General features: G+C 59.6%; 23 protein-coding genes. 12 read left to right on the forward strand and 11 right to left on the reverse strand.

Features of this window, described 5'->3' with window-relative positions; translation table 11 throughout:
• The first annotated feature begins 65 nt into the window (after positions 1 to 65).
• The 4 genes from AC5SEO_RS05255 (at position 66) to amn (ending at position 2,797) form a co-directional block, all read left to right on the forward strand.
• Entirely contained in the window at positions 66 to 662 is a 597-nt protein-coding gene (locus tag AC5SEO_RS05255; RefSeq protein WP_174068108.1) for a hypothetical protein, read from the forward strand.
• A gap of 159 nt (positions 663 to 821) precedes the next feature.
• Positions 822 to 1,004: a hypothetical protein gene (locus tag AC5SEO_RS05260; RefSeq protein WP_013635780.1), complete on the forward strand. Its 183-nt coding sequence runs from the start codon at positions 822 to 824 to the stop codon at positions 1,002 to 1,004.
• Between the two features lie 11 nt (positions 1,005 to 1,015).
• The gene (locus tag AC5SEO_RS05265) at positions 1,016 to 1,189 is read left to right on the forward strand and encodes a hypothetical protein (protein ID WP_003509979.1); all 174 of its coding nucleotides are present in this window, start codon (positions 1,016 to 1,018) and stop codon (positions 1,187 to 1,189) included.
• Between the two features lie 102 nt (positions 1,190 to 1,291).
• Positions 1,292 to 2,797 (forward strand): AMP nucleosidase, encoded by a 1,506-nt coding sequence (amn, locus tag AC5SEO_RS05270; protein WP_174068107.1) that lies wholly within the window; start codon positions 1,292 to 1,294, stop codon positions 2,795 to 2,797.
• A gap of 212 nt (positions 2,798 to 3,009) precedes the next feature.
• On the opposite strand, the gene AC5SEO_RS05275 is transcribed toward amn, so the two are convergent.
• From AC5SEO_RS05275 to AC5SEO_RS05285, 3 genes are all read right to left on the reverse strand, one after another.
• Complete coding sequence (locus tag AC5SEO_RS05275; protein ID WP_038490422.1) at positions 3,010 to 3,480, reverse strand: OsmC family protein; 471 nt, start codon at positions 3,478 to 3,480, stop codon at positions 3,010 to 3,012.
• 59 nt (positions 3,481 to 3,539) lie between these two features.
• Positions 3,540 to 4,916 carry an aspartate aminotransferase family protein gene (locus AC5SEO_RS05280; RefSeq protein ID WP_019564050.1) on the reverse strand — a complete coding sequence of 459 codons (1,377 nt, stop codon included), beginning with the start codon at positions 4,914 to 4,916 and terminating at the stop codon, positions 3,540 to 3,542.
• Positions 4,917 to 5,126: 210 nt separating this feature from the next.
• A complete protein-coding gene (locus tag AC5SEO_RS05285; RefSeq protein WP_013635775.1) occupies positions 5,127 to 6,035 on the reverse strand; it encodes a diacylglycerol/lipid kinase family protein in 909 nt (302 codons plus the stop codon).
• A gap of 235 nt (positions 6,036 to 6,270) precedes the next feature.
• Between AC5SEO_RS05285 and AC5SEO_RS05290 the strand changes: the two genes are divergently transcribed.
• Positions 6,271 to 7,515 carry an MFS transporter gene (locus AC5SEO_RS05290; RefSeq protein ID WP_013635774.1) on the forward strand — a complete coding sequence of 415 codons (1,245 nt, stop codon included), beginning with the start codon at positions 6,271 to 6,273 and terminating at the stop codon, positions 7,513 to 7,515.
• A gap of 286 nt (positions 7,516 to 7,801) precedes the next feature.
• Positions 7,802 to 9,175: a magnesium transporter gene (gene mgtE / locus AC5SEO_RS05295; protein WP_013635773.1), complete on the forward strand. Its 1,374-nt coding sequence runs from the start codon at positions 7,802 to 7,804 to the stop codon at positions 9,173 to 9,175.
• Between the two features lie 68 nt (positions 9,176 to 9,243).
• Here the strand turns inward: mgtE and AC5SEO_RS05300 are convergent, their stop codons facing one another.
• The gene (locus AC5SEO_RS05300; protein WP_003512187.1) at positions 9,244 to 10,080 is read right to left on the reverse strand and encodes an undecaprenyl-diphosphate phosphatase; all 837 of its coding nucleotides are present in this window, start codon (positions 10,078 to 10,080) and stop codon (positions 9,244 to 9,246) included.
• 120 nt (positions 10,081 to 10,200) lie between these two features.
• Positions 10,201 to 10,590 (reverse strand): winged helix-turn-helix transcriptional regulator, encoded by a 390-nt coding sequence (locus AC5SEO_RS05305; RefSeq protein ID WP_013635769.1) that lies wholly within the window; start codon positions 10,588 to 10,590, stop codon positions 10,201 to 10,203.
• Positions 10,591 to 10,693: 103 nt separating this feature from the next.
• Between AC5SEO_RS05305 and AC5SEO_RS05310 the strand changes: the two genes are divergently transcribed.
• A complete protein-coding gene (locus AC5SEO_RS05310) occupies positions 10,694 to 11,710 on the forward strand; it encodes a zinc-binding alcohol dehydrogenase family protein (protein WP_019564052.1) in 1,017 nt (338 codons plus the stop codon).
• 55 nt (positions 11,711 to 11,765) lie between these two features.
• Here the strand turns inward: AC5SEO_RS05310 and AC5SEO_RS05315 are convergent, their stop codons facing one another.
• The 4 genes from AC5SEO_RS05315 to AC5SEO_RS05330 form a co-directional block, all read right to left on the reverse strand.
• Complete coding sequence (locus AC5SEO_RS05315) at positions 11,766 to 12,506, reverse strand: pentapeptide repeat-containing protein (protein WP_003512182.1); 741 nt, start codon at positions 12,504 to 12,506, stop codon at positions 11,766 to 11,768.
• A gap of 302 nt (positions 12,507 to 12,808) precedes the next feature.
• Positions 12,809 to 14,473: an electron transfer flavoprotein-ubiquinone oxidoreductase gene (locus tag AC5SEO_RS05320; protein WP_003512172.1), complete on the reverse strand. Its 1,665-nt coding sequence runs from the start codon at positions 14,471 to 14,473 to the stop codon at positions 12,809 to 12,811.
• Between the two features lie 504 nt (positions 14,474 to 14,977).
• Positions 14,978 to 15,742, reverse strand: a complete 765-nt coding sequence (locus tag AC5SEO_RS05325) for an isocitrate lyase/PEP mutase family protein (protein WP_065658115.1) — start codon at positions 15,740 to 15,742, stop codon at positions 14,978 to 14,980.
• A 218-nt stretch (positions 15,743 to 15,960) separates the two neighbouring features.
• Complete coding sequence (locus AC5SEO_RS05330; protein WP_113472871.1) at positions 15,961 to 16,881, reverse strand: cation diffusion facilitator family transporter; 921 nt, start codon at positions 16,879 to 16,881, stop codon at positions 15,961 to 15,963.
• A 143-nt stretch (positions 16,882 to 17,024) separates the two neighbouring features.
• Between AC5SEO_RS05330 and AC5SEO_RS05335 the strand changes: the two genes are divergently transcribed.
• Entirely contained in the window at positions 17,025 to 17,813 is a 789-nt protein-coding gene (locus tag AC5SEO_RS05335) for an SDR family oxidoreductase (protein WP_113472870.1), read from the forward strand.
• 22 nt (positions 17,814 to 17,835) lie between these two features.
• Here AC5SEO_RS05335 and AC5SEO_RS05340 read toward each other — a convergent pair whose 3' ends face one another.
• The gene (locus AC5SEO_RS05340; RefSeq protein WP_162760777.1) at positions 17,836 to 18,813 is read right to left on the reverse strand and encodes a sensor domain-containing diguanylate cyclase; all 978 of its coding nucleotides are present in this window, start codon (positions 18,811 to 18,813) and stop codon (positions 17,836 to 17,838) included.
• A gap of 299 nt (positions 18,814 to 19,112) precedes the next feature.
• Here AC5SEO_RS05340 and AC5SEO_RS05345 point away from each other — a divergent pair, with 299 nt between their 5' ends.
• The 3 genes from AC5SEO_RS05345 to AC5SEO_RS05355 all read left to right on the forward strand — a co-directional run bounded on the left by AC5SEO_RS05345 (position 19,113) and on the right by AC5SEO_RS05355 (position 21,699).
• Positions 19,113 to 20,411, forward strand: a complete 1,299-nt coding sequence (locus AC5SEO_RS05345; RefSeq protein WP_003512167.1) for an Hsp70 family protein — start codon at positions 19,113 to 19,115, stop codon at positions 20,409 to 20,411.
• A gap of 43 nt (positions 20,412 to 20,454) precedes the next feature.
• Positions 20,455 to 21,354, forward strand: coding sequence for a uracil-DNA glycosylase (locus tag AC5SEO_RS05350; RefSeq protein ID WP_065704901.1), 900 nt, complete (start codon positions 20,455 to 20,457; stop codon positions 21,352 to 21,354).
• 153 nt (positions 21,355 to 21,507) lie between these two features.
• Complete coding sequence (locus AC5SEO_RS05355) at positions 21,508 to 21,699, forward strand: hypothetical protein (protein WP_003497027.1); 192 nt, start codon at positions 21,508 to 21,510, stop codon at positions 21,697 to 21,699.
• 161 nt (positions 21,700 to 21,860) lie between these two features.
• Here AC5SEO_RS05355 and AC5SEO_RS05360 read toward each other — a convergent pair whose 3' ends face one another.
• Positions 21,861 to 22,799: a DMT family transporter gene (locus tag AC5SEO_RS05360; RefSeq protein ID WP_003512165.1), complete on the reverse strand. Its 939-nt coding sequence runs from the start codon at positions 22,797 to 22,799 to the stop codon at positions 21,861 to 21,863.
• A 493-nt stretch (positions 22,800 to 23,292) separates the two neighbouring features.
• Here AC5SEO_RS05360 and pepN point away from each other — a divergent pair, with 493 nt between their 5' ends.
• The gene (gene pepN / locus AC5SEO_RS05365; RefSeq protein WP_174068106.1) at positions 23,293 to 25,941 is read left to right on the forward strand and encodes an aminopeptidase N; all 2,649 of its coding nucleotides are present in this window, start codon (positions 23,293 to 23,295) and stop codon (positions 25,939 to 25,941) included.
• The last annotated feature ends 56 nt before the right edge of the window (positions 25,942 to 25,997 follow it).

Below are 25,997 nucleotides of genomic sequence, written 5' to 3' on the forward strand. Positions count from 1 at the left end.
GTGTGTAACGCATATATCCGTTGATGTATCGTCGCGGCCCGAACGAACACTCTTAAGAGCGACGCATGCCTGCCACCCTTTCCATAATCCTGATTTCGGGTACGTCCCATGTCGGCAAAAGCACCCTAGCCGGCCTGTTAAGCGAAAAGCTCCACTGCGAGGCAATTTCAACCGACAGCCTGGCACGCCACCCCGGGAGGCCATGGCCGGGCATACCCGCGCCTGTGGAGGAATATTACAGGCAGCTGTCGGCAGAAACGATCCATTGGTTTCTGAAGGTGCATCACCAGAATATCTGGCCGCTTGTGCGCGGGCTGATCGACAGCAAGACAGGCACCGGCAATATCGTCATCTTCGAGGGCGCGGCCTTGCGGCCGGAATTTATAGCGCCCCTGCTGGGCAGCACGGTAGCCGGGATCTTTCTTCACGCACAGAATGACTTTCTCTCCGACAGAATGCGCGCGCATGCAGGATATAAAGATGCGACGGCGGGCCAGCGCCGGATCATGGACGCCTTCATTGAGCGGTCCCTGCGCGAAAATACCGAAATGCTGGCATCCGCGCGACACCATCAAGTCCCGATCGTCGACATCGCCAATCCCGAAGCATTCGATGGCCTCGTCAACGAACTTACAGCCCGTGCGGTAGCCTCTCCGGCGTGATGCAAAAGCAGGCGATTTGAGGCCGCTGAAGTCAGCCTCCGCCCTAATTCACACTGGAAGTATCCCGTTAATCTCCCTGAACACCATATGAACCGGGGTCTCAGGGTCCGTTCAGTCCGAGTGTGGCAAAACTCTGTCCATGAACTCCAATAAAGGGGAATGGACATGACAAAGTTGATCAGCCGGCTGGCAATCTTCGCGTTTCTCATGGCGATCTTCGCCATGTCCTTCGCCTCGCTCGTCGTTAATCCCAACCGCAGCTTTCAGCGGGTGAATGCGGGTGCGGCGCTTGCCTGCCAGCACAGCCCGGCACCCGCCGCCAATTGCCCCGTCGTGCTGTAAGGGACCGGCCGATGACGACGAGCTTTTCCAACGGCCTGTTTTCCGCACTGAGACTGGTGCTGATGGCATCGATCTTTCTAGGCCCGGTGGCGGGACTTGCAGTTTACAAGGCAGATCCCCGCCCGGCATCAAAGGGCGCCGGTTTCGTGCTGCTGATGAGCCTGCAACGCGGCGCGCTCGGCTGAGATTTCACCGCCTGCCCTTTGCCGCAGCCATTTTTCCGTTTCTTTTCAGTTTCTTCGTATTTCTGTCGCTTGCCTGTCGAAATAGGCCTCCTATAATGGGCCATGACAATAGCAAAACGAACGATTCCGCCCTTCTCCTTCATCAGCCCCGAGCCTTTCGCGCCGCAGACGTTCACGGAGCCGAAAGAAGCTGTTGAGGCTTTGACCGCGCTTTACGAACGCAATACGGCGTTCCTCATCAACTCCTTCACCGAACTTGCCAAGGGTGCGCCGATTACCGGCCGCTACCGCGCCTGTTATCCGCAGGTCAGCCTCGAGACATCCACTTTCGGTCATGTCGATTCGCGCCTTTCCTACGGCCATGTCACCTCCCCCGGCGTCTACACGACGACGATCACCAGGCCGGAGCTTTTCCGCCACTACCTGAAAGAGCAGCTGGGGCTTCTGATCAAGAACCACGGCGTTCCGGTGACGGTTGCCGAATCGGCCACGCCCATTCCGCTGCATTTCGCCTTTGGCGAAGGCGCTTATGTCGAGGCGGCGGCGGCATCCTCGCTGTCCGACGTGCCGTTGCGCGATCTTTTCGACACGCCGGATCTCAACAACACCGACGATCTCATTGCCAATGGCGAATATGATCAGGTGCCCGGCGAACCCGCGCCGCTTGCGCCGTTCACCGCGCAGCGCATCGATTATTCGCTGGCCCGCCTCAGCCATTATACGGCAACGAGCGCCAGCCATTTCCAGAACTTCGTGCTGTTCACCAACTACCAGTTCTATATCGACGAATTCGCCGCATGGGCGCGGCAGTTGATGAAGAATGGTGGCGAAGGCTACACGGCCTTCGTGGAGCCGGGCAACATCATCACCACCGCCGGTTGCGACAGGCCGGATACGGATGCGGTGCTTGGCCGCCTGCCGCAGATGCCAGCCTATCACTTGAAGAAAAAGGGCCATGCCGGCATTACGCTGGTCAATATCGGCGTCGGCCCTTCCAACGCCAAGACGATCACCGACCATATCGCCGTGCTGCGCCCGCATGCCTGGCTGATGGTTGGCCATTGCGCCGGCCTGCGCAACAGCCAGCGCCTTGGCGATTATGTGCTGGCACACGCCTATGTGCGTGAGGATCACGTTCTGGACGACGACCTGCCGGTCTGGGTGCCGATCCCGGCTCTGGCGGAAGTGCAGCTGGCGCTGGAAGGTGCGGTTGCGGAAGTCACCGGTTACGAGGGCTTCGAGCTGAAGCGCATCATGCGTACCGGCACCGTCGCCACGATCGACAACCGCAACTGGGAGCTTCGCGACCAGGCGGGCCCGGTCAAGCGCCTGTCGCAATCGCGCGCCATCGCACTCGACATGGAATCGGCCACCATCGCGGCCAACGGCTTCCGGTTCCGCGTGCCCTACGGCACCCTCCTCTGTGTCTCCGACAAGCCGCTGCACGGCGAATTGAAGCTGCCGGGCATGGCGACGGAGTTCTACCGCACGCAGGTTGCCCAGCATCTGCAGATCGGCATCCGCGCCGTGCAGAAACTCGCCGCCATGCCAACGGAAACGCTGCATTCGCGCAAGCTCAGAAGCTTCTACGAGACGGCATTCCAGTAAATTTGCGCATCCATGTCCTCAAGGTGGTGATGTTGCTCAGACACCTTGAGGCGCTGCAAAGGCTGGAAACCTCTCCGTCGTCATCCTCCGGCTTGACCCGAGGATCCACCACCGGTCGACTATGGATCCTCGGGTCAAGCCCGAGGATGACGTTGAATTTGGGCCGAGCAAAATAATCCGCTACGCGCGCTGGGGAAGCAACTACATCCGTCTCAAACCACCTTCACCGTCCCCTCCACACGCACGGGAAAATTCACCGACCGGGCGATGAAGCATTTGTCGTGGGCATCGTGGTGCAGCTCATCAGCCCGCGCAAGATCACCCTTCGAGATGGTGATGACCGGTTTCAACACCACCTCGCTGAATTGCCCGGCGCCGTCCTTTTCCATCACCAGCGTGCCCTCGGCATTGTCGACATAGTCTTCAACGATGATGCCGTTGACGGAGCAGAAATGCAGGTACCATAGCTTGTGGCAGGCCGAGAGCGAGGCAACCAGAAGGTCTTCCGGGTTCCAGCGGGAGGCATCGCCGCGAAAGGCGGGATCTGAAGAGCCGACGATATCCGCTTTCCCGGACGTGGAAATCGTGTAGTCGCGTTCATAGTCACGGTATCCCGAGGTACCCTTGCCGCGATTGCCGGTCCACTTCACCTGAACGGCATAGTGATGTTCCTGTCCTGCCATTTCATTTCTCCCTTAGAGTTTTTTGTCGCATTTCCCGCACGTAAAACAACTACGCGCTTTTATTGGAAATGCTCTGGTGTATCGCGCAGGTGATCGAGCCCCTTGCGCAGAGTCTCGATGATCTGGTCCACCTCCGAGCGGCTGATCGTCAGCGCCGGTGAGGCCAGCATGCGGTCGCCGGTGGCACGCATGACGAGGCCGTTTGCCAGGCAATGGTTGCGCACGGCGGTGCCGATGTCATCCGGCTTGGCAAAACGCCTGCGGGTCGCCTTGTCGGCCGCAAGCTGCAGGCCACCCATGAGGCCGACATTCACTGCCTCACCCACCAACTCGTGGTCGGTGAGGCTTTTCCAGCCTTGCGAAAAATAAGGGCCGATATCATCCCGCACCCGTTCCACCAGCCCCTCATCCTCGATGATACGAATATTTTCCAGAGCAGCAGCGGCGCAGACGGGGTGGCCGGAATAGGTGAAGCCATGGTTGAAATCACCGACCTCGGACAACATCACCTCCGCCACCCGGTCAGACACAATGACCCCGCCAATCGGCAGATAACCGGATGACAGGCCCTTGGCGACGGGCGCGAGGTCCGGCTCCACGCCGAAATGCTGGTAGCCGAACCAGGAACCGAGGCGGCCGAAACCGCAGATCACCTCGTCGGACACCAGCAGAATGTTGCGCGCCTTGCAGATGCGGGCGATTTCCGGCCAGTAGGTTTCCGGTGGCACAATGACCCCACCGGCGCCCTGAATGGGTTCCGCCACGAAAGCCGCGACATTCTCTTCACCGAGCTCGTCTATCTTCGCTTCCAGTTCGCGGGCCACCTTCAGGCCGAATTCCGCGGGTGAGAGATCGCCGCCTTCCGCATACCAATAGGGTTGGCCGATATGGGCGATACCCTCGATCGGCAGATTGCCCTGCTCGTGCATCCACTTCATGCCGCCGAGCGAAGCGCCGGCGACCGTAGAGCCGTGATAGCCGTTGCGGCGAGCGATCACCTTGGTCTTCGTTGGATGGCCGAGCGCCTTCCAGTAGACCCGTGCCATGCGAAACCAGGTGTCGGTGGCTTCCGAACCGGAATTGGTGAAGAACACATGGTTCATCTTCGGCCCGGCACGGGAAGCGATCTTCTGAGCCAGAAGTGTGGCTGATGGTGTCGTAGTGCCGAAAAAGGCGTTGTAATAGGGCAGTTCGTTCATCTGGCGCTGCACGACATCGGCGATCTCGCGGCGTCCGTAACCGATATTGACGCACCATAGTCCGGCAAAGGCGTCGAGATACTTCTTGCCGGTGCTGTCATAGATGAAGACGCCTTCCGCACGCTCGATGATGCGGGTGCCGCTCGCGTTCAGCTTACCCATATCGGAAAAGGGGTGCAGGTGATGGGCGGCATCGATAGCGGCAAGGTTGGACACCGGCTTGGAGACTTCATTCATGACAGATCGCACTCCCGCAAAGACGACGGCGCCTTCCGGAGCCGCACCCAACCGAACATGGCCGGGCGGCTTCGATTTGGCAAGACTGGCGTTTTTTGGGGGATCGAGACGATGACTCGGCCTTGCCGCTTGTTTCTACTCCCCGCCGGGGAGAAGAAATGCGCCGCTGCCTTTAAGCAGGTTCGATTCCAGCGTTATGGAGGTGGTGCGCTACGCCAAGACCCCTCGCCCCACCAGCACCTTCAATTCGCCGGCATGGACTTCAAGTGCCACGTCGCGCTCCATCGGCAGCAATTCGCCATCGATGACGCAGCGCACGTCATGGCGCTTCTTGGGGAAATGAAGTTCCACACCCGTGACGGTCGTGGCCGTTACCGCAGCGTTTTCCTTCAGCTTGCCGCGCAGGATGTCGAAAGCGAGCCTTGCCACGCCCGAGGGGCGCAGGGGATCGGTGAGATAGAAGCCGAGATGGCCGCCCGAGACATTATCCGCGACCAGAAGCGAGTTCTGCCCGAATTCATTGTTGGAGACGGAAATTGCTGACACCTTGCGGCGCTGCGTTTTGCCATTAACCGTATATTCCACCTCGAAGACCGGCGGATTGAGAATGACGCTGATGGCGGCGCGGACGCTTGCCTTGATCTTGCCAAGGCGGGAGGCGAAGGCGAGATTGTTGCGATAGCGCACCATGCGCGAATGCAGGCCTGCGGAAAACTGGTGGACGAAAAGACGGCCGTTGGCGCTGGCGATATCGACATTGGCGATCTCGCCATTCGCCAGTGTCTCCAGGACGTGGCGGATATCGAGCGGCAGCTTCAGCGAGCGGGCGAACAGGTTCATGGTGCCGGCCGGTACGATACCGAGCGCGATGCCGTGTTTCCAGGCGATACCGGCAGCGGCCGAAATCGTTCCATCACCACCGCCGGCAATGATGCCTTCGATATCAGGCTCATCGGCGGCGCGTTCCATCTCCTCGACGACTTCCTTGCCGGAGACCACGCGGCAGTCGATTGTGTGGCCGGCGCGGGAAAAGACCTCGCGGGCGTGGTCGCAATAGGCATCCATATCCGTGGTGCGGAAGGTGCCGCCGTCACGATTGAAAATTGCAATGAGCTTCATATTTCCAACCTGATCCTGTGAGGCAGCCGCGCGTAAATGCTTGGGGTTATATAGGGTTCCAAACACCATCGCGTGAAGATGCTCTTTTGCCGAGAATCGCTCTACCGCAATGCATCATTTCATGTTAGATATCACTTAAGGTCATTTTCATGACCGCGCATCTCCAGTCAGGGCAGGCCGTTCCCATACGGTCTTGCCCTTTTTTCTGTGGGGTCCTCCCCCTTTTCAGGTCGCAATGAGCCATTCGAATTTGTCGGAAGCCCGCCTCGAGGCGGAGAGTGAAACCGTTGTTGCGGCAAGGCCTGCCGTGGCACTGACGCCGTTTGCCGTCGCACTCATCGAACTGGCGCTTGCGGCCGGCGGTTTCGGCATCGGCACCGGCGAATTCGCCATCATGGGCCTGCTGCCTGACGTCGCAACGACCTATGGCGTCACAGTGCCCCAGGCAGGTTACGTCATCACGGCCTATGCACTGGGTGTCGTCATCGGCGCGCCCATCATCGCGGTGCTGGCTGCGCGCATGACGCGGCGCACTCTGCTTCTCGGCCTCATGGGACTTTTCGCACTCGGCAATATCTTGAGCGCCGTCGCACCTGATTTCCTGAGTTTCACCGTGCTGCGCTTCATCACCGGCCTGCCGCACGGCGCCTATTTCGGCGTTGCAGCGCTGGTGGCCGCCTCCATGGCGCCAATCCACAAACGTGCCCGCGCCGTTGGCCGCGTCATGCTCGGCCTCACCATCGCCACGCTGCTTGGAACGCCGCTTGCCACTTTCTTCGGGCAGATGCTTTCCTGGCGCGCGGCCTTCATGCTGGTCGGCGGCATCGGGCTGTTGACCGTCGCCCTGCTGTGGCTGTTCCAGCCGCGCGACAGGGTAGAGGAAGGTGCCAGCGTTTGGCGTGAACTCGGGGCTTTCCGCCGCGTGCAGGTGTGGCTGACGCTCGCCATCGCATCGGTCGGTTTCGGCGGCATGTTCTCGGTTTTCAGCTATATCGCCAAGACCACCACCGATGTCGCGATGATGCCGGTTTCCACCGTCTCCATGGTGCTCGCCCTCTTCGGCATCGGCATGAATGTCGGCAATGTGGTCGGCTCGCGGCTGGCCGATATCTCGCTCAACGGCACGATCGGCGGCATGCTCGCCTTTAACGTGGTGGTCATGGCCGTGTTCGGCATGACGGCGCATGACCCGTTCATGATGTGTCTCTGCGTCTTCCTGATCGGCTGCGGTTTTGCCGCCTGCCCCGCCGTGCAGACGCGGCTGATGGATGTGGCAGCGGATGCGCAGACGCTTGCGGCTGCCTCCAACCACTCCGCCTTCAACATCGCCAACGCGCTCGGCGCATGGCTTGGCGGCATGGTCATCGCCATGGGCTATGGATATGCCTCCACCGGTTATGTGGGCGCTGTTCTTTCGCTTCTCGGGCTTGGCGTTTTCCTTGTGTCCGTCACCGTCGAACGGCGCGCAAAAGCCGGCTGAAAGCCGGTTTTTCAGCGGCCGGAACACCCGTTCCGGCACCTGCAATAAACCTTACGGAAATTTCACGATCGGCTCGCTTGACTCTTTTTGGTTTCGGGCGCAACACGGCGTTACGCGCAGGCCGTGACCCGGCACAGCGCGGATTTTAACGGAGCATCATTTGATGTCTAGCGACAGTAGTAGTCGATTGCCTTTGCCGAAAGCGGCGAACGGGAACTGATCCGGCACCTGTCGGCTCACCACCGCGTTCGTCGTAATCGGCGAATCGACGGAAAGGTGAGCAATCATGAACTTCCACACCCTCTCCCAGAGAGCCAGCAAGGCCGCACGTCTTCTCCGCAGCGGAAATGCCGGTTCCACCACCATTGCAGAACGCGTCGAGCACCTCAACACACTCGATACGCATGAGGCAGTCGCCGCCCTGCTCGCCATGCCGCAGGCAAAGGCCGTCGCCATTCTCGACCGGCCGGAACTGCATGACGCAGCCGCCATCATTGCCGGCATTCCGCTTGACCAGGCCGCCCGCTTCGTCAACCTGATGTCTGACGACCGCGTTGCCGACGTCATGGCGGAAATGGACGAGGAGCCGCGCGCAAAGCTGTTTTCCCGGCTGGATCGCACGACCGCGCTCTCCATCAAACATCTGATGGGTTATCCGCCGCGCACCGCCGGCTCGATCATGACCACGGAATTCGTCAGCGTGCCGGATAACTGGACGGTGGAACAGACCCTTTCGCACATCCGCGTCGTCGAGCGGTCGCGTGAAACGGTCTATGCCATCTATGTGCTGGCGCAGGACGGAACGCTGTCCACCGTCGTGACGCTGCGTCGCCTGCTGACCGGCGAGGCCGGCGCCTCCATTCTCTCCGTCGCATCGAAGGAAGGCATCGTCTGTGCCAGCCCCTTGATGTCGCAGGAGGATGTTGCCCGGCTCATCCGCAAGCACGACCTTCTGGCGCTTCCCGTCGTTGACGATCATTCGCACATTCTCGGCATCGTCACGGTCGACGACGTGATCGACACCATGATCGCCGACACCACGGAAGACGCCCACAAGTTCGGTGGTATGGAAGCACTCGGCAAGCCCTATATGGCAATGGGTTTTCCGGACATGATCCGCAAGCGCGCAGGCTGGCTGGCTGCCCTGTTCCTGGGTGAAATGCTGACGGCAAGCGCCATGCAGCATTTTGAAGGCGAGCTGGAAAAAGCCGTCGTGCTGACGCTGTTCATTCCGCTTATCATGTCATCAGGCGGCAACTCCGGTTCGCAGGCCACCTCGCTCATCATCCGGGCGCTGGCGCTCGGCGAACTGAAGCTTTCGGACTGGTGGCGGGTGCTGCTGCGGGAAATCCCGACGGGCCTGACGCTCGGCTGCATTCTCGGCGCCATCGGCTTCCTTCGTCTGACCATCTGGCAGCAGGCAGGCTTTTATGATTATGGCGACCATTGGCTGCTGGTGGGCGCCACCGTCTTTGCCGCACTCGTCGGCATCGTCACCTTCGGCTCGCTGGCCGGCTCCATGCTGCCATTCCTGCTGCAGCGTCTGCGGCTGGATCCAGCCAGCGCATCTGCGCCGTTCGTCGCCACGCTGGTGGATGTCAGCGGCCTCGTCATCTACTTCTCGGTGGCGCTGGTCATCCTCAGCGGCACGCTGCTCTGAAACACAAAAGGCCCGCTCGAAAGAGCGGGCCTTTTCATTTGCAGCGTTTTTGACAGGGCAAGCACCCCTCAACCGCCAGCGCTGATAACGCCCGTTCCGAGAAGTCCCAAAAGAATGACCCCGATGACCACCCGGTACCAGACGAAGGGCATGTAACTCTTGGTGGAGACCAGCTTGAGGAAGACGACGATCACGGCGTAACCGACGACGAAGGCGATCAGGGTTGCAAGCCCCGTCTGGCCCCAGCCTACAGGGTTCTCCTCGCCGATGCTTTTGAACAGCTGGTAGAAACCGGAACCGAACACGGCGGGAACGGCGAGCAGGAAGGAATATCGTGCGGCCGCCTCGCGCGTGTAGCCTAACAGCAGGCCGGCGCTGATGGTGCCGCCCGAACGCGAGACGCCGGGGATGAGCGCCATAGCCTGCGCGAAACCGAACAGGATGCCATCACGCCAGATCAGCTGGTTCAGCTTGTAGCGCTTCTTGCCGATCCTGTCGGCGACGCCGAGAATGATGCCGAAAACAATCAGCATTACGGCGGTGATATAGAGATTGCGCAGCGAATGCTCGATGGCATCCTTGAAGAACAGGCCGAGCAGCACGATCGGCACCGAGCCGACGATGATCAGCCAGCCAAGCCGCGCATCGGACTTGTCATAGGGTCCGAGGCGAAGGTTCTGCCGGAGCCAGGCGGCGGCGATCCGCATGATATCGGACCAGAAATAGACCAGCACCGCCGCTTCCGTGCCGATCTGCGTAATCGCCGTGAAGGCGGCGCCCGGATCCGCACCGGAGGGCAGAAACTCCCCGGCTATCCTCAGATGCGCGCTTGAAGAAACCGGAAGAAATTCCGTAAGTCCTTGCAAAAGGCCGAGAAATCCGGCCTCCAACCAACCGATGCTCATGTGATTTGATGTCCCTGCTGCGAATCGAATTCGCAGCATTATGCATCAAACCGGGCAAATCCGTGTTGCATCGCACCATGAAAATGAAGTGCCGGAGGGCTTGGTTTTACCCGTTATTTTTCAGGCTGCTTTCTCCGCAGGCTCAGGATGAAGGGTGTATTTCGCGCCGTTCTTGCACACAACATGGGCGTCGCCCCAGCTTTTCAGCGCCGAGATCACAGGCTTCATGGTTTCGCCAAGTGGCGTCAGCGCATAGTCCACGCGCGGCGGCACCACCGGGAAGACGGTGCGCGAAATCAGGCCCGCCTCTTCCAGTTCCCGCAGCTGCTTGGTGAGCATGCGCTGGGTGACGCTTGGGATGTGGCGGCGCAACTCGTTGAAGCGCAGGGTGCCCTCGTTGATGAGGTGATAGAGGATCACGCCTTTCCATTTGCCGTCGAGAAAACTCAAGGCAGACTCCACCGGGCAGCCCGGAAAATTGCCGGTAAGCTTGGCGCGCGGTCGCGACATCACAGTATCCTTTTTGTATGTATCATCACAAAATGTGCATTCTTGCGATCGATGTTCATATGTATCAAGTAAGAGGCACGCAAACAAGCAAAGGAGACTGTTCATGCGCGCCATCGGTTACAAGACGAGCCAGCCCATTACCGCAACGGATGCCCTTATCGACCTCGACCTGCCGCAGCCGGAGGCGACGGGGCATGATATTCTGGTGGAGGTGAAGGCCGTTTCGGTCAATCCTGTTGACACCAAGGTTCGCCGCAACCAGGCGCCGGAAAACGGTGCTGCCCGCGTGCTGGGCTTCGATGCGGCGGGCGTGGTGAAAGCCGTCGGCGACAAGGTATCGCTGTTCAAGCCCGGCGACGAGGTGTTTTACGCTGGTGTCATCAACCGCCCCGGCTCCAACAGCGAATTCCATCTGGTCGATGAGCGCATCGTCGGCGCCAAACCGAAGTCGCTGAATTTCGAGGAAGCGGCGGCACTGCCGCTGACCGCGATCACGGCCTACGAGACGCTGTTCGACCGGCTGCGGGTGACAGAGCCCGTTCCGGGTGCGGCAAATGCTGTTCTGGTGATCGGTGGCGCCGGCGGCGTCGGCTCGATTGCCATCCAGCTTCTGCGCGCACTGACCGATCTCACCGTCATTGCCACGGCTTCGCGGCCGGAAACGATGCAATGGGCCAAAGACCTCGGCGCGCATCATGTCGTCGATCACAGCAAGCCGATTGCCCCGCAGGTGGAAGCGCTTGGCCTTGGTGCACCGGGCTTCGTATTCTCGACCACCCATAGCGACATTCACGCCCCAGACAGCGTGGCGACCATTGCGCCGCAGGGCCGTTTTGCGCTGATCGACGATCCGGCCGGCGGTTTCGACGCCATGGCGTTCAAGCGCAAATGCGTTTCAATCCATTGGGAAATGATGTTTGCACGCGCGGTTTTCCAGACGCCTGACATGATCGAACAGCACAAGCTGCTCAATCACGTTGCGGAACTGGTTGATGCCGGCAAGATCAAGACGACGTTGACCGAGGTTTTCGGCACCATCAACGCCGCAAACCTCATCAAGGCCCACGCCTTGATTGAAAGCAACACGGCCAAGGGCAAGATCGTGCTTTCGGGCTTTTGATCTTCACGTCACACGAAGTGGGAGGTGCGCGCCTGATAAAGCGCGCCCTTCCCGGTCAATCGTCTTCCGGATCTTCCGGGCATGGCCATGCGGCAGGCGTCGTCAGGCCGCTCGGCAGTTTTGTCTTGGCGTCGCCACAGGCGATGTCGATCTGTTTCTGCTCAAGGCCGGTGGCGGCGGAAAGATCGACCCCCTCTATGCGGGTCAACAGCAGGAAGGCGTTGGCAAAATCCACCGCGCCGCCGAGCTTTGCGCCCTGGAAGCTGGCACGCGACAGATTGGTCAGCGAAAACTTCGAGCCGGACAGGCTGGCATCTTCAAACTCGGCACGCCCGAGTTCAGCCTTGGTAAAATCCGCGCCGTCCAGTTTGGCCTTGTTGAAATTGGTCCGCTGCATTTCCGCATTGATGAATTTTGCGCTGGTGGCGTCGGCGGCGGAAAAGTCGCTGCGGTAGGCTTCCACCTTCGTCAGGTTGGCGCCCTGCAGGTTCGCCTCTCCAAGAGCCGTCCGGATGAGTTTCGCCTTTTCAAGATTGGCGCCCTTCAGCGAGGAGCCGCGCAAATCCGTATAAGTGAAATCCGTGCCGTAAAGCATCGCCGAATCGAGGTTGCTGCCGCCCAGCATCAGGAGGCGCTTGTTGCATTCGCGCCAGTCGATGCCGGCCATGGCGTCGGCGCGGCAGCTGGCGGCCATCAGCGGGCTGCCACTGAGCGAAACGGCAACTACCATACCTGCCGCCAGACCGGCGACGATCCTTGTATTCCGCACGATATTCAGCCTCTGAAAGCCGGACATTCCATCACTCCTGCCGCCGGGCGACGGCCCAAACGCAACATATGCACATTCAAGGCGTTACCGCATTCCTGACCCACAATCCATGGACCATGCAAAGCTACAACACCCCAACATCCTATATGTAAGAAATCGAAGGGCAATCCACAAATACTAGGGGGGACGAGACTTTCGATGCCTCGCGCACGCGACGTCATCCTTTCGCTTGTCGCGAGGATACATCCACGTATCGTGAAATCAATCGGTTGCAGATGCCCGGGGCAAGCCCGGGCAAGACGAAGGTTGCCGGCAGACCGGCATCACCATCACATATTGGCGTAAACCGGCCCTTCGCCACCCTGCGGCGGCACCCAGTTGATGTTCTGGTTGGGGTCCTTGATATCGCAGGTCTTGCAGTGCACGCAGTTCTGCGCGTTGATCACATAGACCTCCTCACCGTCCTTCTCCACCCACTCATAAACGCCGGCAGGACAATAACGTGTCGAGGGACCGGCATAGACGTCGTGTTCGGAACGCTTCTGCAAGTCCATATCCTTCACCTGAAGATGCACCGGCTGGTCTTCCTCATGGTTGGTGGAGGACAGGAACACCGATGACAGCCGGTCGAAGGTCAAAACGCCGTCCGGTTTCGGATAGGCGATCGGCTTGTGTTTGGAGGCCGGCTCAAGGCTCTGCGCATCCGTCTTGCCGTGTTTCAGCGTGCCGAAAACGGAGAAACCGAATAGCTGGTTGGTCCACATGTCGAGACCGCCAAGGCCGACGCCAACAAGCGTGCCGAACTTCGACCACAGCGGCTTGACGTTGCGCACCCGCTTCAGGTCCTTGCCGATATCGCCGTCGCGCCATTCCGCCTCGATCTCGGCCACTTCATCATGGGCGCGACCGGCGGAAATAGCCGCGGCGATCTTTTCCGCCGCCAGCATGCCCGACAACACCGCATTGTGGCTGCCCTTGATGCGCGGCACATTGACGAAACCGGCCGAACAGCCGATCAGCGCGCCACCAGGGAAAGTCAGCTTCGGCACCGACTGGTAACCGCCCTCGGTAATCGCGCGCGCGCCATAGGAAATGCGCTTGCCGCCCTCGAAAGTGTCGCGGATGGCCGGATGCGTCTTGAAGCGCTGAAATTCCTCGAAAGGATAAAGATAGGGGTTCTTGTAATTGAGATGCACCACGAAGCCGACGGCAACGAGATTGTCCTCCAGATGATAGAGGAACGAGCCGCCGCCGGTCTTGAAACCGAGCGGCCAGCCGAAGGAGTGCTGCACGAGGCCCTGTTTGTGGTGTTCCGGCTTGACCTGCCAGAGTTCCTTGATACCGATGCCGAATTTCTGCGGTTCGCGATCTTTCGAAAGGTCAAACCTGGAAATCAGCTGCTTGGCGAGCGAACCGCGCACGCCCTCGCCGATCAGCACATATTTGCCATGCAGCTCCATGCCGCGCGTGAAGGCGGGGCCGGGTTCACCGTTCTTCTCGATGCCCATATCGCCGGTGGCGACACCGATCACTGCGCCTTCTTCATTATAAAGCACTTCGGTGGCGGCAAAGCCCGGATAGATCTCGACGCCGAGCGCTTCCGCCTTTTCCGCCAGCCAGCGACAGACCAGCCCAAGCGAGACGATATAATTGCCGTGATTGTTCATGAGCGGCGGCATCATGAAGTTCGGCAGACGGATGGAGCCCGCAGGGCCTAAGAACATGAACTGGTCGTCCTTGACCTCGGTCTTGAAGGGATGCCCCTCTTCCTCACGCCAGCCGGGCAGAAGCCGGTCGATGCCGATGGGATCAACCACGGCACCTGAGAGAATATGCGCGCCGACTTCAGCACCCTTTTCCAGAACGACGACCGAAAGCTCCGGCTCGACCTGCTTCAGACGGATCGCGGCGGCAAGGCCCGCAGGACCCGCACCGACGATCACAACGTCGAATTCCATCGCTTCGCGTTCCGGCAGTTCCATCGCTTCCGTCATCTTGTCCTCTCACCTCGCCGGTCCCATCCGGCTGTTGTTATATCCGCTTCCGGCATTCGCACCGTGTTGCCTGCACTGGCCGAAAAGTCAGTCTGCGACAACACATTCGCCCTAGCCTGTCTTCGCAAAGCACGACGCCTTTGTCGAGCTTCCATAGCGGCAAAACATGTCGCACGCCACTCAATTGTCAGACAACCTGATGAGTATTTTATTACTTTTACGTGCACGTAAGATTGAGAATAGGAGTTGAGTGGGTGGGCGTCAAGGTTTGTCATTATTTGATGGCAAAGGATTGCCAATTCCTAGGATTGCACCGAGCCTAAGTCGCCAGGGCGGTCAGGACGCTTCCCGCCATTCATTGCAGCTCGCACTCCCAGCCATCCAGTCGGCCGAAAACTCGAGCTGCAAAGTGTTTTTCCGCCAAGGCCGACCCAGCCGGGCTAACGCCGCTCTTCCGACTCTGACCTCAGCAATGACGAGATCAGGTCAGTACAAGAGTTGCTTTCAGGCAAAAACGCGTGCGCTGTTTTCCAAGTCTCCGGCAACTTTGATGTATGGCGTGGGGCCAAAACTGATCCGGGCCACACCAAGGTCTGCCAGCTCTCGTATATCTTTCAGGTCGCCCGATATCATAACATTGACCGGTAAAGTCGTGCGGTCGCATATTTCTTTGATCAGCTTTTTGTCTTTTAGCCCGGGCACGAAAAAACCATCTGCTCCTGCCGCCTTATAGGCTGCCCCGCGAGCGAGCACCTCATCCAGCAAGACCGCATGATCGATGCCCTCATCTGCCTTGAGAAACACGTCCGTTCTCGCATTGATAAAGACCGGGACACGGTGGTCTTCGGCAGCGCTGCGAATAGCTCGAAGCCGGTCCACCTGATAATCGACATCATAGAGGCCCGTCCCGTGCACCACCTGATCCTCGAAGTTCAATCCGATGACACCGAGGGTGAGCAGACGACCTACGTTGCGCCTGACCGTTGCAGCATCACTCGAATAACCGCCTTCAAAATCCACAGTGAGAGGCAGATCGATGCATTTCATTATTCGAGCGACGACCGCCAGTGCGTCATCAAGCGGCATCTCCTCACCATCCGAATAGCCTTGCGCGGCAGCAACGGACCAGCTTCCGGTTGCAATGGCCTTCGCACCGCTACGGGCAACGGCCATCGCGCTTCCTGCATCCCAGATGTTATAAAGGACGATGGGATCGCCCGGAATGTGCAAGCTTCGAAACTTTTCTGCACGTTCAATCTGATTGCTCATTTTGGTGTCTCCCGTGTGCTATCTTTGAGCTTTCGCTCAATTTCGATCAGCCGTCGCCTGTTCTAAAGGCCGCAGCCGTTACCTGGAAACGACTAGCACCGGGAAAATGCTCAGAACGCCGATTTTCGGGCACCTATTTCTTTTTGTCTAAAATTTCGAAAGTCCTCTACTTGCGAATCAGGATGAGTACCGCAAGCAGCTAAAATCAAACATCCCATTCAAACCGCCCATTCCTCATCCGTCGTAAACACAATCGTCAGCCACCGATCCGTCCCCTCGCCGCCGAGTGCATCGCCGATCTCGTCGCGGATCGCGTCCCATTCTTCGAGACGCCGGGGTGGCCAGTTTTTCGGGACGATGAAGAAGAGTTCGATCTGGCGGCCTCGGCCCACGCGGGCGACATAGGAATAGTGCGAGGCAAAGCCGAATTTTTCGACGGTTTCGGCCGCTACCCTGTCCACATGCTGCTTGAATTCAAACGGCGTCACCAGAAGGATGTCGGCGAGCGCCTGCTTCACATTGCCGAGCGGCATGGGAATGATGATGAGGCAGACCAGCGCCAGAACGGTGGGGTCGATATAGGGCGCGATCCACTGATGCGCCGTTCCCGTCAGCCCGTAGCCGATGGCGAAGGCGAGGAACAGGGCCGCGCTCAGGAGCGCGCTCATCAGCCAGCTTTTGGCGTCCAGCGCCACGAAGGCCGATTTCAGTCTGCGGTTCTGGCGTTTGACGAACCATGCCATGACGAGCGAAACGGCAAAGCTGACGAAGGTGACGATGATGGCGTAATCGAACTCGATCGATCTGCCGCCGTCCATCAGGCTGTCGATGGCGTTGATCAGGGCATAGATCGCAGCGCCCATCAAAAGCGTGCCGTTGAGGCCGAGGACCATCGGCTCCAGATGCCAGAAGCCCATGGTGAAACGCTCTGCCAGCCGGCCACCGGGCCGTGGGGCGGCGGAAGCCGCGATCAGCCGCGCCACCAGTAGCGCCAGCACCGTCATGAAGGCATCCGTCAGGGCATAAACGCCATCGAACACCACCGCGAAAGAGCCGGAAAACAGGCCTGCACCAATGCCGAACGCGGCCAGAAGAACCGTGATGGCAATTGAGAATTTCAGCAGAGATTGTTCGGTCATGACGCGTATTTAACCTTCAAAAGCGGGCGCCGCCTTCCTATAAACAGCACAGATGGAGCGGGATAGCGAAAACTGTGGAAGGTTTTCGCCTGTAGTCACGCTTCGATTCTTTGATCTGCTGCAAACAAGACAGGACAAAACCCATGGATCTCGGCATTTCCGGCAAACGCGCCCTCGTTCTCGCCTCCTCTCGCGGCCTTGGGCTGGGCATCGCCACGGCGCTGGCGAATGAAGGCGTGAATGTTCTTCTCGTTGGCAGAAGCAGCGAAAAGCTGGACGCGAACTGCAAGACGATCAATGCACTCGGCAAGGGCAAGGCCGACTGGGTGCGGGGCGATCTTGGCGACGACAATTTCGTCGAGGCCATGGTTCAGGCCGTGAACGACAAGCTCGGCGGCATTGACATTCTCGTCAACAACACCGGTGGCCCGACGCCGGGTCTTGCGCAGGAGATCACGACCGAGAAGCTGGAGAGCTTCTTCCAGTCGATGGTGCTGCGCGTCATCACGCTCACCAATGCGCTGCTGCCGCAGATGAAGGAACAGGGCTTTGGCCGCATCCTGACCGTTGCCTCCTCCGGCGTGTTCGAACCCATCCCCAATCTGGCGCTCTCCAATACGCTGCGTGGGGCGCTGGTGGGCTGGAGCAAGACATTGTCGAGCGAAGTGGCCGGTTTCGGCGTCACCTCCAACCTTCTTCTGCCCGGCCGCATCCATACCGACCGCATCGACGAGCTGGATGGCGCCAATGCCAAGCGCCTGGGTAAAAGCATGGAGGAAATCCGCGAGGCTTCGGTCAAGAGCATTCCGGCAGGCAGGCTTGGCACGGTGGAAGAATTCGCCGCCGCCGGGGCTTTCCTCTGCTCGGTTCCGGCAAGCTACATCACCGGCACAATGCTGCGGGTGGATGGCGGCGCGGCGAAATCGAACTGACGCCGGTTAGACGCCGGAGCGGTCAAGAGGCCGCTCCGTAGACTACGAAGCGGTTTCTGCCGGTATTCTTGGCTTCGTAGAGTGCCGTGTCGGCGCGGCGCAGCACATCGCTCGCGCTCTCGCCGGGATCGGCAAAGGCAATGCCGGCCGAACAGCTGTAACGGAAATCCGGCACATCGCTCAGCGGCGATGCCTCGGTCAACGTCGCCAGCAGCTTCTGCATGGTGCTTTCCGCGCTCAGCATTCGCGAACCGCTGAGAACGAGCAGAAACTCCTCACCGCCGATCCGCCCCACCAGATCGTCCCGGCCGATGGCGGCGGAAAGCCGGGTGGCGAAATCCTTAAGGACGAGATCGCCGCAGGCATGCCCGAAACGGTCGTTCACCGCCTTGAAGTGGTCGATATCCATGATGATCACCGCAAGCGCCTGCGCCTTGTTGGGGCCAAGCATCTGGTTGAGGATATCCATGGCATAGCGGCGGTTGCCGAGGCCCGTGAGTTCGTCGCTCAGCGCCGATTTCAGCGCCCTGTCGCGCTCCTGCCGCAGATCGCGCAACTGGATGCCAAGCTCGGAAACATCGGTCACGACACACAACATCCAGCCGCCCGGCAGCGTCGTTTCCGTCGTCAGCATCCAGCGTCCATCGTTCAGGCTGGTTTCGATGGTGCGGTAAGGCAACTTGCCGCGCCTTGTCCGCGCCGAGCGCAACCACAGTTCGAAATCGGTGGTTTCGACCGCCGTTCCTGTCGAGCTGCGATACCCGCCGCGCATCAGCTCCATCCAGTTCGGAAAACCGTCCGGAGCCATGCCCAGCGCCTCGCGGAAGGCCGCATTGGCAAAGCGCAAGTCATCGCTGCCATCGAAAAGGGCATAACCCTGCTGCGATGACGCCATGAGGTTCATAAGCTGGGAATGGAAAATTTCCACGTCGCCGCGAATGAGGACCTCCGGCCCGGGCGGCACATCTTGGAGGGCGGAACATGCCTGCTTGCGGGACATCTGGACTTCCGGGTTACAACGCGACAGCTACAATTAAGAAAGCTCCCTGAGGATATAGCCTTTATTTATACTTTGCGATTGCGAAAAAATATTTAATTTGCATCGCAAAACTGTATTTATAACGGAAAATTACTTTATTCTAATGTTTTAATAAACCGAGAAGTGGCGCTTGCCATTCTGCCGGGCCTGTGCAATCAACCGCCCTCCTCTGACATCGGGATGCCAAATGCGTCCCTTATTCTCACGCCGGGCCGCCTTTGGGCCGGGCGAGCATTTCTATCGGCGACAAGGATATGGCGATGACGCAAAAGCGGGCACTGGGCCTCGATTTCGGCACGACCAACACGGTCATGGCTCTTTCCGACGGCGGCGGCGAAAGCCGCTCCATGCAGTTTACCAGCAGCGCGGGCACGGATGACAGCATGCGCACCGCGCTCTCCTTCATGAAGGATTCGGGCCTTGGTGCGGCTGCCCTGCACGTGGAAGCGGGCCACGCAGCCATCAGGCAATTCATCGACAATGCGGGCGATTGCCGCTTCCTTCAGTCGATCAAGACATTTGCGGCCTCGCCGCTCTTCCAGGGTACGTTGATCTTCGCCAAGCGCCAGAGCTTCGAGGATTTGATGGACGTGTTTCTGCGCAAGCTGAAAACCTATGCGGGCGCAGAGTGGCCAAGCGACGTCTCGACCGTCATCGCCGGTCGCCCCGTGCGTTTCGCCGGCAGCAATCCGGATGAGACGCTGGCGCTCTCCCGCTACAACGAAGCGCTGACGCGTGCCGGTTTTCCCGAAATCCACTATGTCTACGAGCCGGTGGCGGCCGCCTATTATTTCGCCCAGAGCCTGAAGAAGGACGCCAATGTGCTGGTGGCGGATTTCGGCGGCGGCACCACCGACTATTCGCTGATCCGCTTCGAGACCCATGCCGGCAAGCTTTCCGCCACCCCCATCGGCCATTCCGGTGTCGGCGTCGCCGGTGACCATTTCGACTTCCGCATGATCGACAATCTGGTTTCGCCGGAAATCGGCAAGGGCAGCAAGTTCAAGAGCTTCGACAAGGTGCTGGACGTGCCTTCCGGCTACTACGTGAATTTCGGTCGCTGGAACCAGCTGTCGATCTTCAAGACCTCGAAGGAATTCACCGATCTGAAATCGCTGGTGCGCTCGGCGCTGGAGCCGGACAAGCTCGAACTCTTCATCGATCTCGTGGAGCATGACGAGGGTTATCCGCTTTATCAGTCGATTTCCGCCACCAAGATGGCGCTTTCCTCGGCCGAAGAAGCGGAATTCAACTTCGCGCCGCTCGGCAAGGCCGGCCGCAAAATGGTCAAGCGCAGCGACTTCAACAACTGGATAGCCGACGACCTCGCCAAGATCGAGGGCGCGCTGGACGAGGTTCTGGAGAAGACGCAAGTCGCGCCTGAGGCAATCGACAAGGTGTTCCTTACCGGCGGCACCTCCTTCGTGCCGGCGGTGCGCGAGCTTTTCACCCGTCGTTTCGACGCGGACCGGATCGAAACCGGCGGCGAGTTGCTCTCGATTGCCCATGGTTTGGCCATGATCGGCGAAAGCGGTGACATTCAGCGCTGGACAGCGTGATTTACGGGTTCCCCGGGCGGGGAACATGGGATAATTTCACCCCATGATCGCCGCTCACGACCTCTCCCCGGCCGAACTCGCCGCGCTTCTGCATTTCCATGCGGATGCGGGCGTGGACTGGTTGCTGGAAGACGGACCTGTTGACCGTTTCGCCGAATTTGCCGCCTCCCGCCCTGCCCGACCGGCAGTGCGTCAGGAAAGCTCTGCGCCCGCACACCAGATGGACAGCGGCACGGAGCGTCGTGCCGATGCTCCGCAGCGGCAGACGGCAGGTCGCAGCGCGCCGACGAGAGGCGCGCCGCCTGCTCCGGCACTTCAGCAGAATGTTGCCATGCCGGACGAACAGGCCGTGGCGGCTGCCCGTTTTGCGGCTGAAAGCGCAAGGTCGCTTTCCGAACTGAAAATCGCGCTTGAGGGTTTCAGCGGCTGCAACCTCAAGAACAGCGCCCGCAACACGGTATTCACCGAAGGCGACCCTGCTTGCGCCGTCATGGTCATCGGCCCGATGCCGGATGCGGATGACGACCGCGAGGGCCAGCTTTTTGCCGGCAAGACCGGGCTGCTGCTCGACCGTATGCTGGCCGCTATCGGCCTTGACCGCGCACGCATCATGCTCGGCAATGTCGTGCCCTGGCGTCCACCGGGCAACCGCCCGCCGACTCAGGCTGAAATGGATATTTGCCGCCCCTTCATCGAGCGCCAGATCGCGCTTGCGGAGCCGAAACACCTGTTGCTTCTTGGCAACTTGACCGCACGTTTCTTTTTCGGCGGCACCGGAACGATCCATACGCTGCGCGGACAGTGGCGTGATGTCGCAGCCGGGCACCTGGTTTTACCGGCGCTGGCGAGCCTGCATCCGCAGGAACTTCTAAACGCACCTGCCAGTAAGTCATTGGCATGGCAGGATTTATTGGCGTTTCAGGCAAAAATCTCCGAAGGCTGATTGCCTGATTCTTACTCAGAGTAAATGAAGTATGAAAAAAGCCATGCGTATTACGCATAACAGCGGCGCGCTGACCCTGCTTGCCGAATCCATGCTGCACTGCGATAAGCCAGCCTGTGTCTTGGGAGGAATTCGGTTTAAGGAACCAAGGCAATGACCACTCGCTTCCGTCCGGTACATTCCGGCTTTGAAACGCTCCGACTGGCGGGCCTCGGCCCTCGCTCCAGTCAGGGTTACCATCGTTTCGGCGCTGCCGCTAACGAACAGATGACCGCACGTGCTGCCATGCAGCAGGTTCGCGTCACACGTCCTGCAGCTGTCTTTGCGGATTTCCGCGAGCGCTGAGAGCACTCAGGCCGGTGTAAAACCGGTCTATATCTTTGATTGCGCGCTGGCGTCTTTCTTCGGGAAGGCGCCTTTTGCATTTGCGGGACTAGGCGCCGAAACGACAACGGCTCTGGCGCCGACGATGCCGCATGTTTGCGACCTCCGCCAAATTTGGTGCGTTACCCCTGCGGCGTGGAGGCCTTGCGTGCCGCTCGTCTCGCCAGGCCCAGCTGGTGCTCGCGGAAAATGATGAAGATGCCGGCGAAAATCACGATTGCCGTGCCGATCAGCATGGTGAGCGTGGGAATGTCTCCGAACAGGATATAGGAGACCGCTATCCCGAAAACGATGGAGCTGTATTCGAAGGGCGCGATGGTTGAGACCTCCGCGTGGCGATAGCTCTCCGTCAGGAAGATCTGTGCGACGCCGCCACAAATGCCGCTGGTGATCAACAGCACGGCCTGCTTGGTATCCAGAGCGCTCCAGCCGAAGGGTACGCTGACGAGCGAAAGCAAGGTGGCCGTGAGCGAGAAATAGAGAACGATGGTCGGCGTCTTTTCCGTTTCCACCAGTTGCCGCACCTGGATCATTGCGAGACCGCCAAGTGCTGCCCCGCATAGCACGGCAATCGCGCCCAGCCCCTCGCCCGCGGCAAAACCGCCTTCACGCAACAGGGTCATCTTCGGCCACAGGATAACCAGCACGCCCATCATGCCAACGAAAACCGCGCTCCAGCGGTAGATGCGCACCTTCTCGCGCAGGATGAAGGCGGCGAACACGACGGCCAGCAGCGGTGAGGCATAACCGATGGCGATGAATTCCGGCAACGGCAGCAGCGTCAGCCCGTAAAACCCGCAGGCCATGGAGAGAATGCCGAGAAACCCGCGCTTGAAATGGCCGATGAGATTGTTGGTGTGCAGCGCGCTCGTTAGCGCATGCAGCCAGGCAAGATAAACGACGATGGGGATGATGGCGAAAGCGGAGCGGAAGAAAGTGATCTGACCGGCCGGCACATCGGGACCGGAGGCCTTGATACAAGTCTGCATCACCAGAAAAAAGCCAACCGAAATCAGCTTCAGGCTTATCCCCCGAAAGGGATTTGTCGGTTCGGCGTTCATCGGCAGTTACTCATATCGGCTGCGCAAACACGCCATCGGGAGATTGTTCATGCGGGGGAGGACGACGCGGGGGAATTGGATTTGCCCAAGGCTAGAGCATTCCCGAAGCGCTTTACAACAAAAAATGTTATTTACCCATGAATTCCGTTGATCTGGTGAGGCGCAGGATTGCTTTCCCCGGCTTGTGGCCTCCTCACCCCCATTGTTCAGGCCTTCAGCCCTGATGGCGACGTGAGAATCAGACCAAAAGCGACACGCGCTAAAATTTGAAGAAAATAAAATACAATTTCAGCAATCGTTCAACATTTGCTGGCATGGTCCGCAGGTCCGGCAGCGGCAGGATCGTCTGCAGGGCCGGCAAAGCCTTCCATGGCAGGACAGAACGTCCTCCCGATGCGCACATGATTGTGACGAATACTCTACCTATTTTACATCCGGGCCTTATGACGACATGATGCCCGGAGGACAACGACAAAGTTATTCAGGAACAGTCATGCGAACAGACACGGGCCAGATCGTTCACCTGGCAGATTACCGCCCCACCGATTTCGTTCTGGAGCGGGTGGATCTCACCTTCGAACTCGACCCCAAGAATACCAAGGTCGAAGCCCGTCTGATCTTTCATCGCCGAGAGGGCGTCGATGTGTCAGCGCCGCTCGTTCTCGATGGCGACGAGTTGACGCTTTCGGGCCTGCTGCTCGATCAGGTGGACATTCCCGCAAGCCAATATGACGCAACGCCCGATAGCCTGACGATCCGCGATCTGCCTGCGGAGACGCCCTTCGAGATCTGTGTCACCAATTACATCAACCCGCAGGTCAATACGCAGCTGATGGGGCTTTACCGCACCAACGGCGTTTATTGCACCCAGTGCGAGGCGGAAGGTTTCCGCCGCATCACCTATTTCCCGGACCGGCCCGATGTTCTGGCACCTTATACGGTGACGATCATCGCCGCGAAGGAGGGCAATCCCCTGCTGTTGTCGAACGGCAACTTCCTCGGCGGCGGCAATTACGATGAAGGCCGCCACTTTGCAGCCTGGTTCGATCCGCACCCGAAACCCAGCTATCTCTTTGCGCTTGTCGCCGGCGATCTCGGCGTGGTGGAAGACACGTTTACCACCCTTTCCGGCCGCGAAGTGGCGCTGAAGATCTATGTCGAGCATGGCAAGGAGCCCCGCGCGGCCTATGCCATGGATGCGCTGAAGCGCTCGATGAAGTGGGATGAGGAACGCTTCGGCCGTGAATACGACCTCGATATCTTCATGATCGTCGCCGTGTCCGATTTCAACATGGGCGCGATGGAGAACAAGGGTCTCAACGTCTTCAACGACAAATTCGTGCTGGCCGACCCGGAAACTGCCTCCGACGCGGACTACGCCAATATCGAGCGCATCATCGCGCATGAATATTTCCACAACTGGACCGGCAACCGCATTACCTGCCGCGACTGGTTTCAGCTGTGCCTGAAAGAAGGCCTGACGGTCTATCGCGACCAGGAATTTTCCGCCGACATGCGCTCGCGCCCGGTCAAGCGCATCGCCGATGTGCGTCACCTGAAATCGGAGCAGTTTCCAGAGGATTCCGGTCCGCTGGCCCATCCGCCACGCCCCGATACCTATCGCGAAATCAACAACTTCTACACGACGACCGTTTATGAAAAGGGCGCCGAAGTTACCCGCATGATCGCCACGATCCTTGGGGAAGACGACTTCAAGAGAGGCATGGACCTTTATTTCGAACGTCATGACGGCGAAGCGGCGACTGTTGAGGATTTCGTCAAGAGTTTTGCCGATGCCAGCGGCCGCGACCTGTCGCAGTTTTCGCTATGGTACACCGAGGCCGGCACGCCGCTCGTCTCCGTTTCCTCCGCCTACGATGCCGCCAAGGCGACCTTCAGGCTGACGCTGGAACAGACCGTCGCACCAACGCCCGGCCAACCGGTGAAGCAACCGCGTCATATTCCGCTTTCGCTGGCACTGATTCTCGACAATGGCCAGATCGCCGAGCCGCAGGCTGTCACGGGCGGAGAATACCGCGACGGCGTGCTGCATCTGACCGAACGCAACCAGACATTCTCCTTCTCCGGCATTTCATCGCGCCCAGTGCTGTCGCTCAACCGCAGCTTCTCGGCGCCGATCAACCTGCATTTCGAACAGAGTGCTGCCGATCTGGTGCAGGTTGCCCGGCACGAGACGGATATGTTTGCCCGTTTCCAGGCGCTTACCGATCTCGCTTTGCCGGCGCTGATTGCCGCTACCAAGGCCGTGCAGAACGGCCAAGAAGTACGCTCGGACGCCGACCTCATCGCAACGCTGATCGAAATCGTCGGCGACGCTTCGCTTGAACCCGCTTTCCGGGCACAGGCGCTGGCGCTGCCGAGCGAAACGGACATCGCTCGCGAACTGGGCGGCAATACCGACCCGGACGCCATCCACAAGGCCCGCAACGCGACGATCAAGGCCATTGCCACGGCCGGTCTCGAAACGCTCCGCCGGCTCGCCGACAGTGACGGAAATGGTGAAGCCTACAGCCCCGATGCCGACAGCGCCGGACGGCGTTCGCTTCGCAACGGCGCGTTGAGCTTCCTTGCTTTTGCCGAGGGAACGCCTGACAGGGCGGCAAAGGCCTATGCCAGCGCCACCAACATGACCGATCTTGCGCATGCGCTTGGTGTACTGACCCAACGTTTCCCCGACAGCACGGAGACAAAGGAGGCGCTTGCCGCCTTCGAAGCCCGCTTTGCCGACAATGCGCTGGTTCTCGACAAATGGTTCTCGCTGCAGGCCGCCATTCCCGGCGACGGCGCGCTGGAACGTATCAAGGCGCTGATGACGTCGAAACACTTCATCGCCTCCAATCCCAACCGGGTACGGTCGCTGGTGGGCACGCTCGCCTTCTCCAACCCGACCGGTTTCCACCGCGCCGATGGTGCCGCCTACCGGTTCCTCGCCGAGCAGATCATAGCCATCGACAAGCGTAACCCGCAGCTTGCCGCGCGCATTCTCACCTCCATGCGCTCCTGGCGGTCGCTGGAAGCAAGCCGCGCCGAACACGCCAAGGCAGCACTTTCGACGATCGCCGAAGCAAAAGGTCTTTCGACGGATGTCAGCGATATCGTCGGGCGTATTCTGAAAGGATAATACCCGGCGAACATTCGCCAACTCCCCTATTCCGGACAATGCCTGTGCGCCGTCTT

The sequence above is a fragment of the Agrobacterium sp. K11 genome (assembly GCF_059429395.1).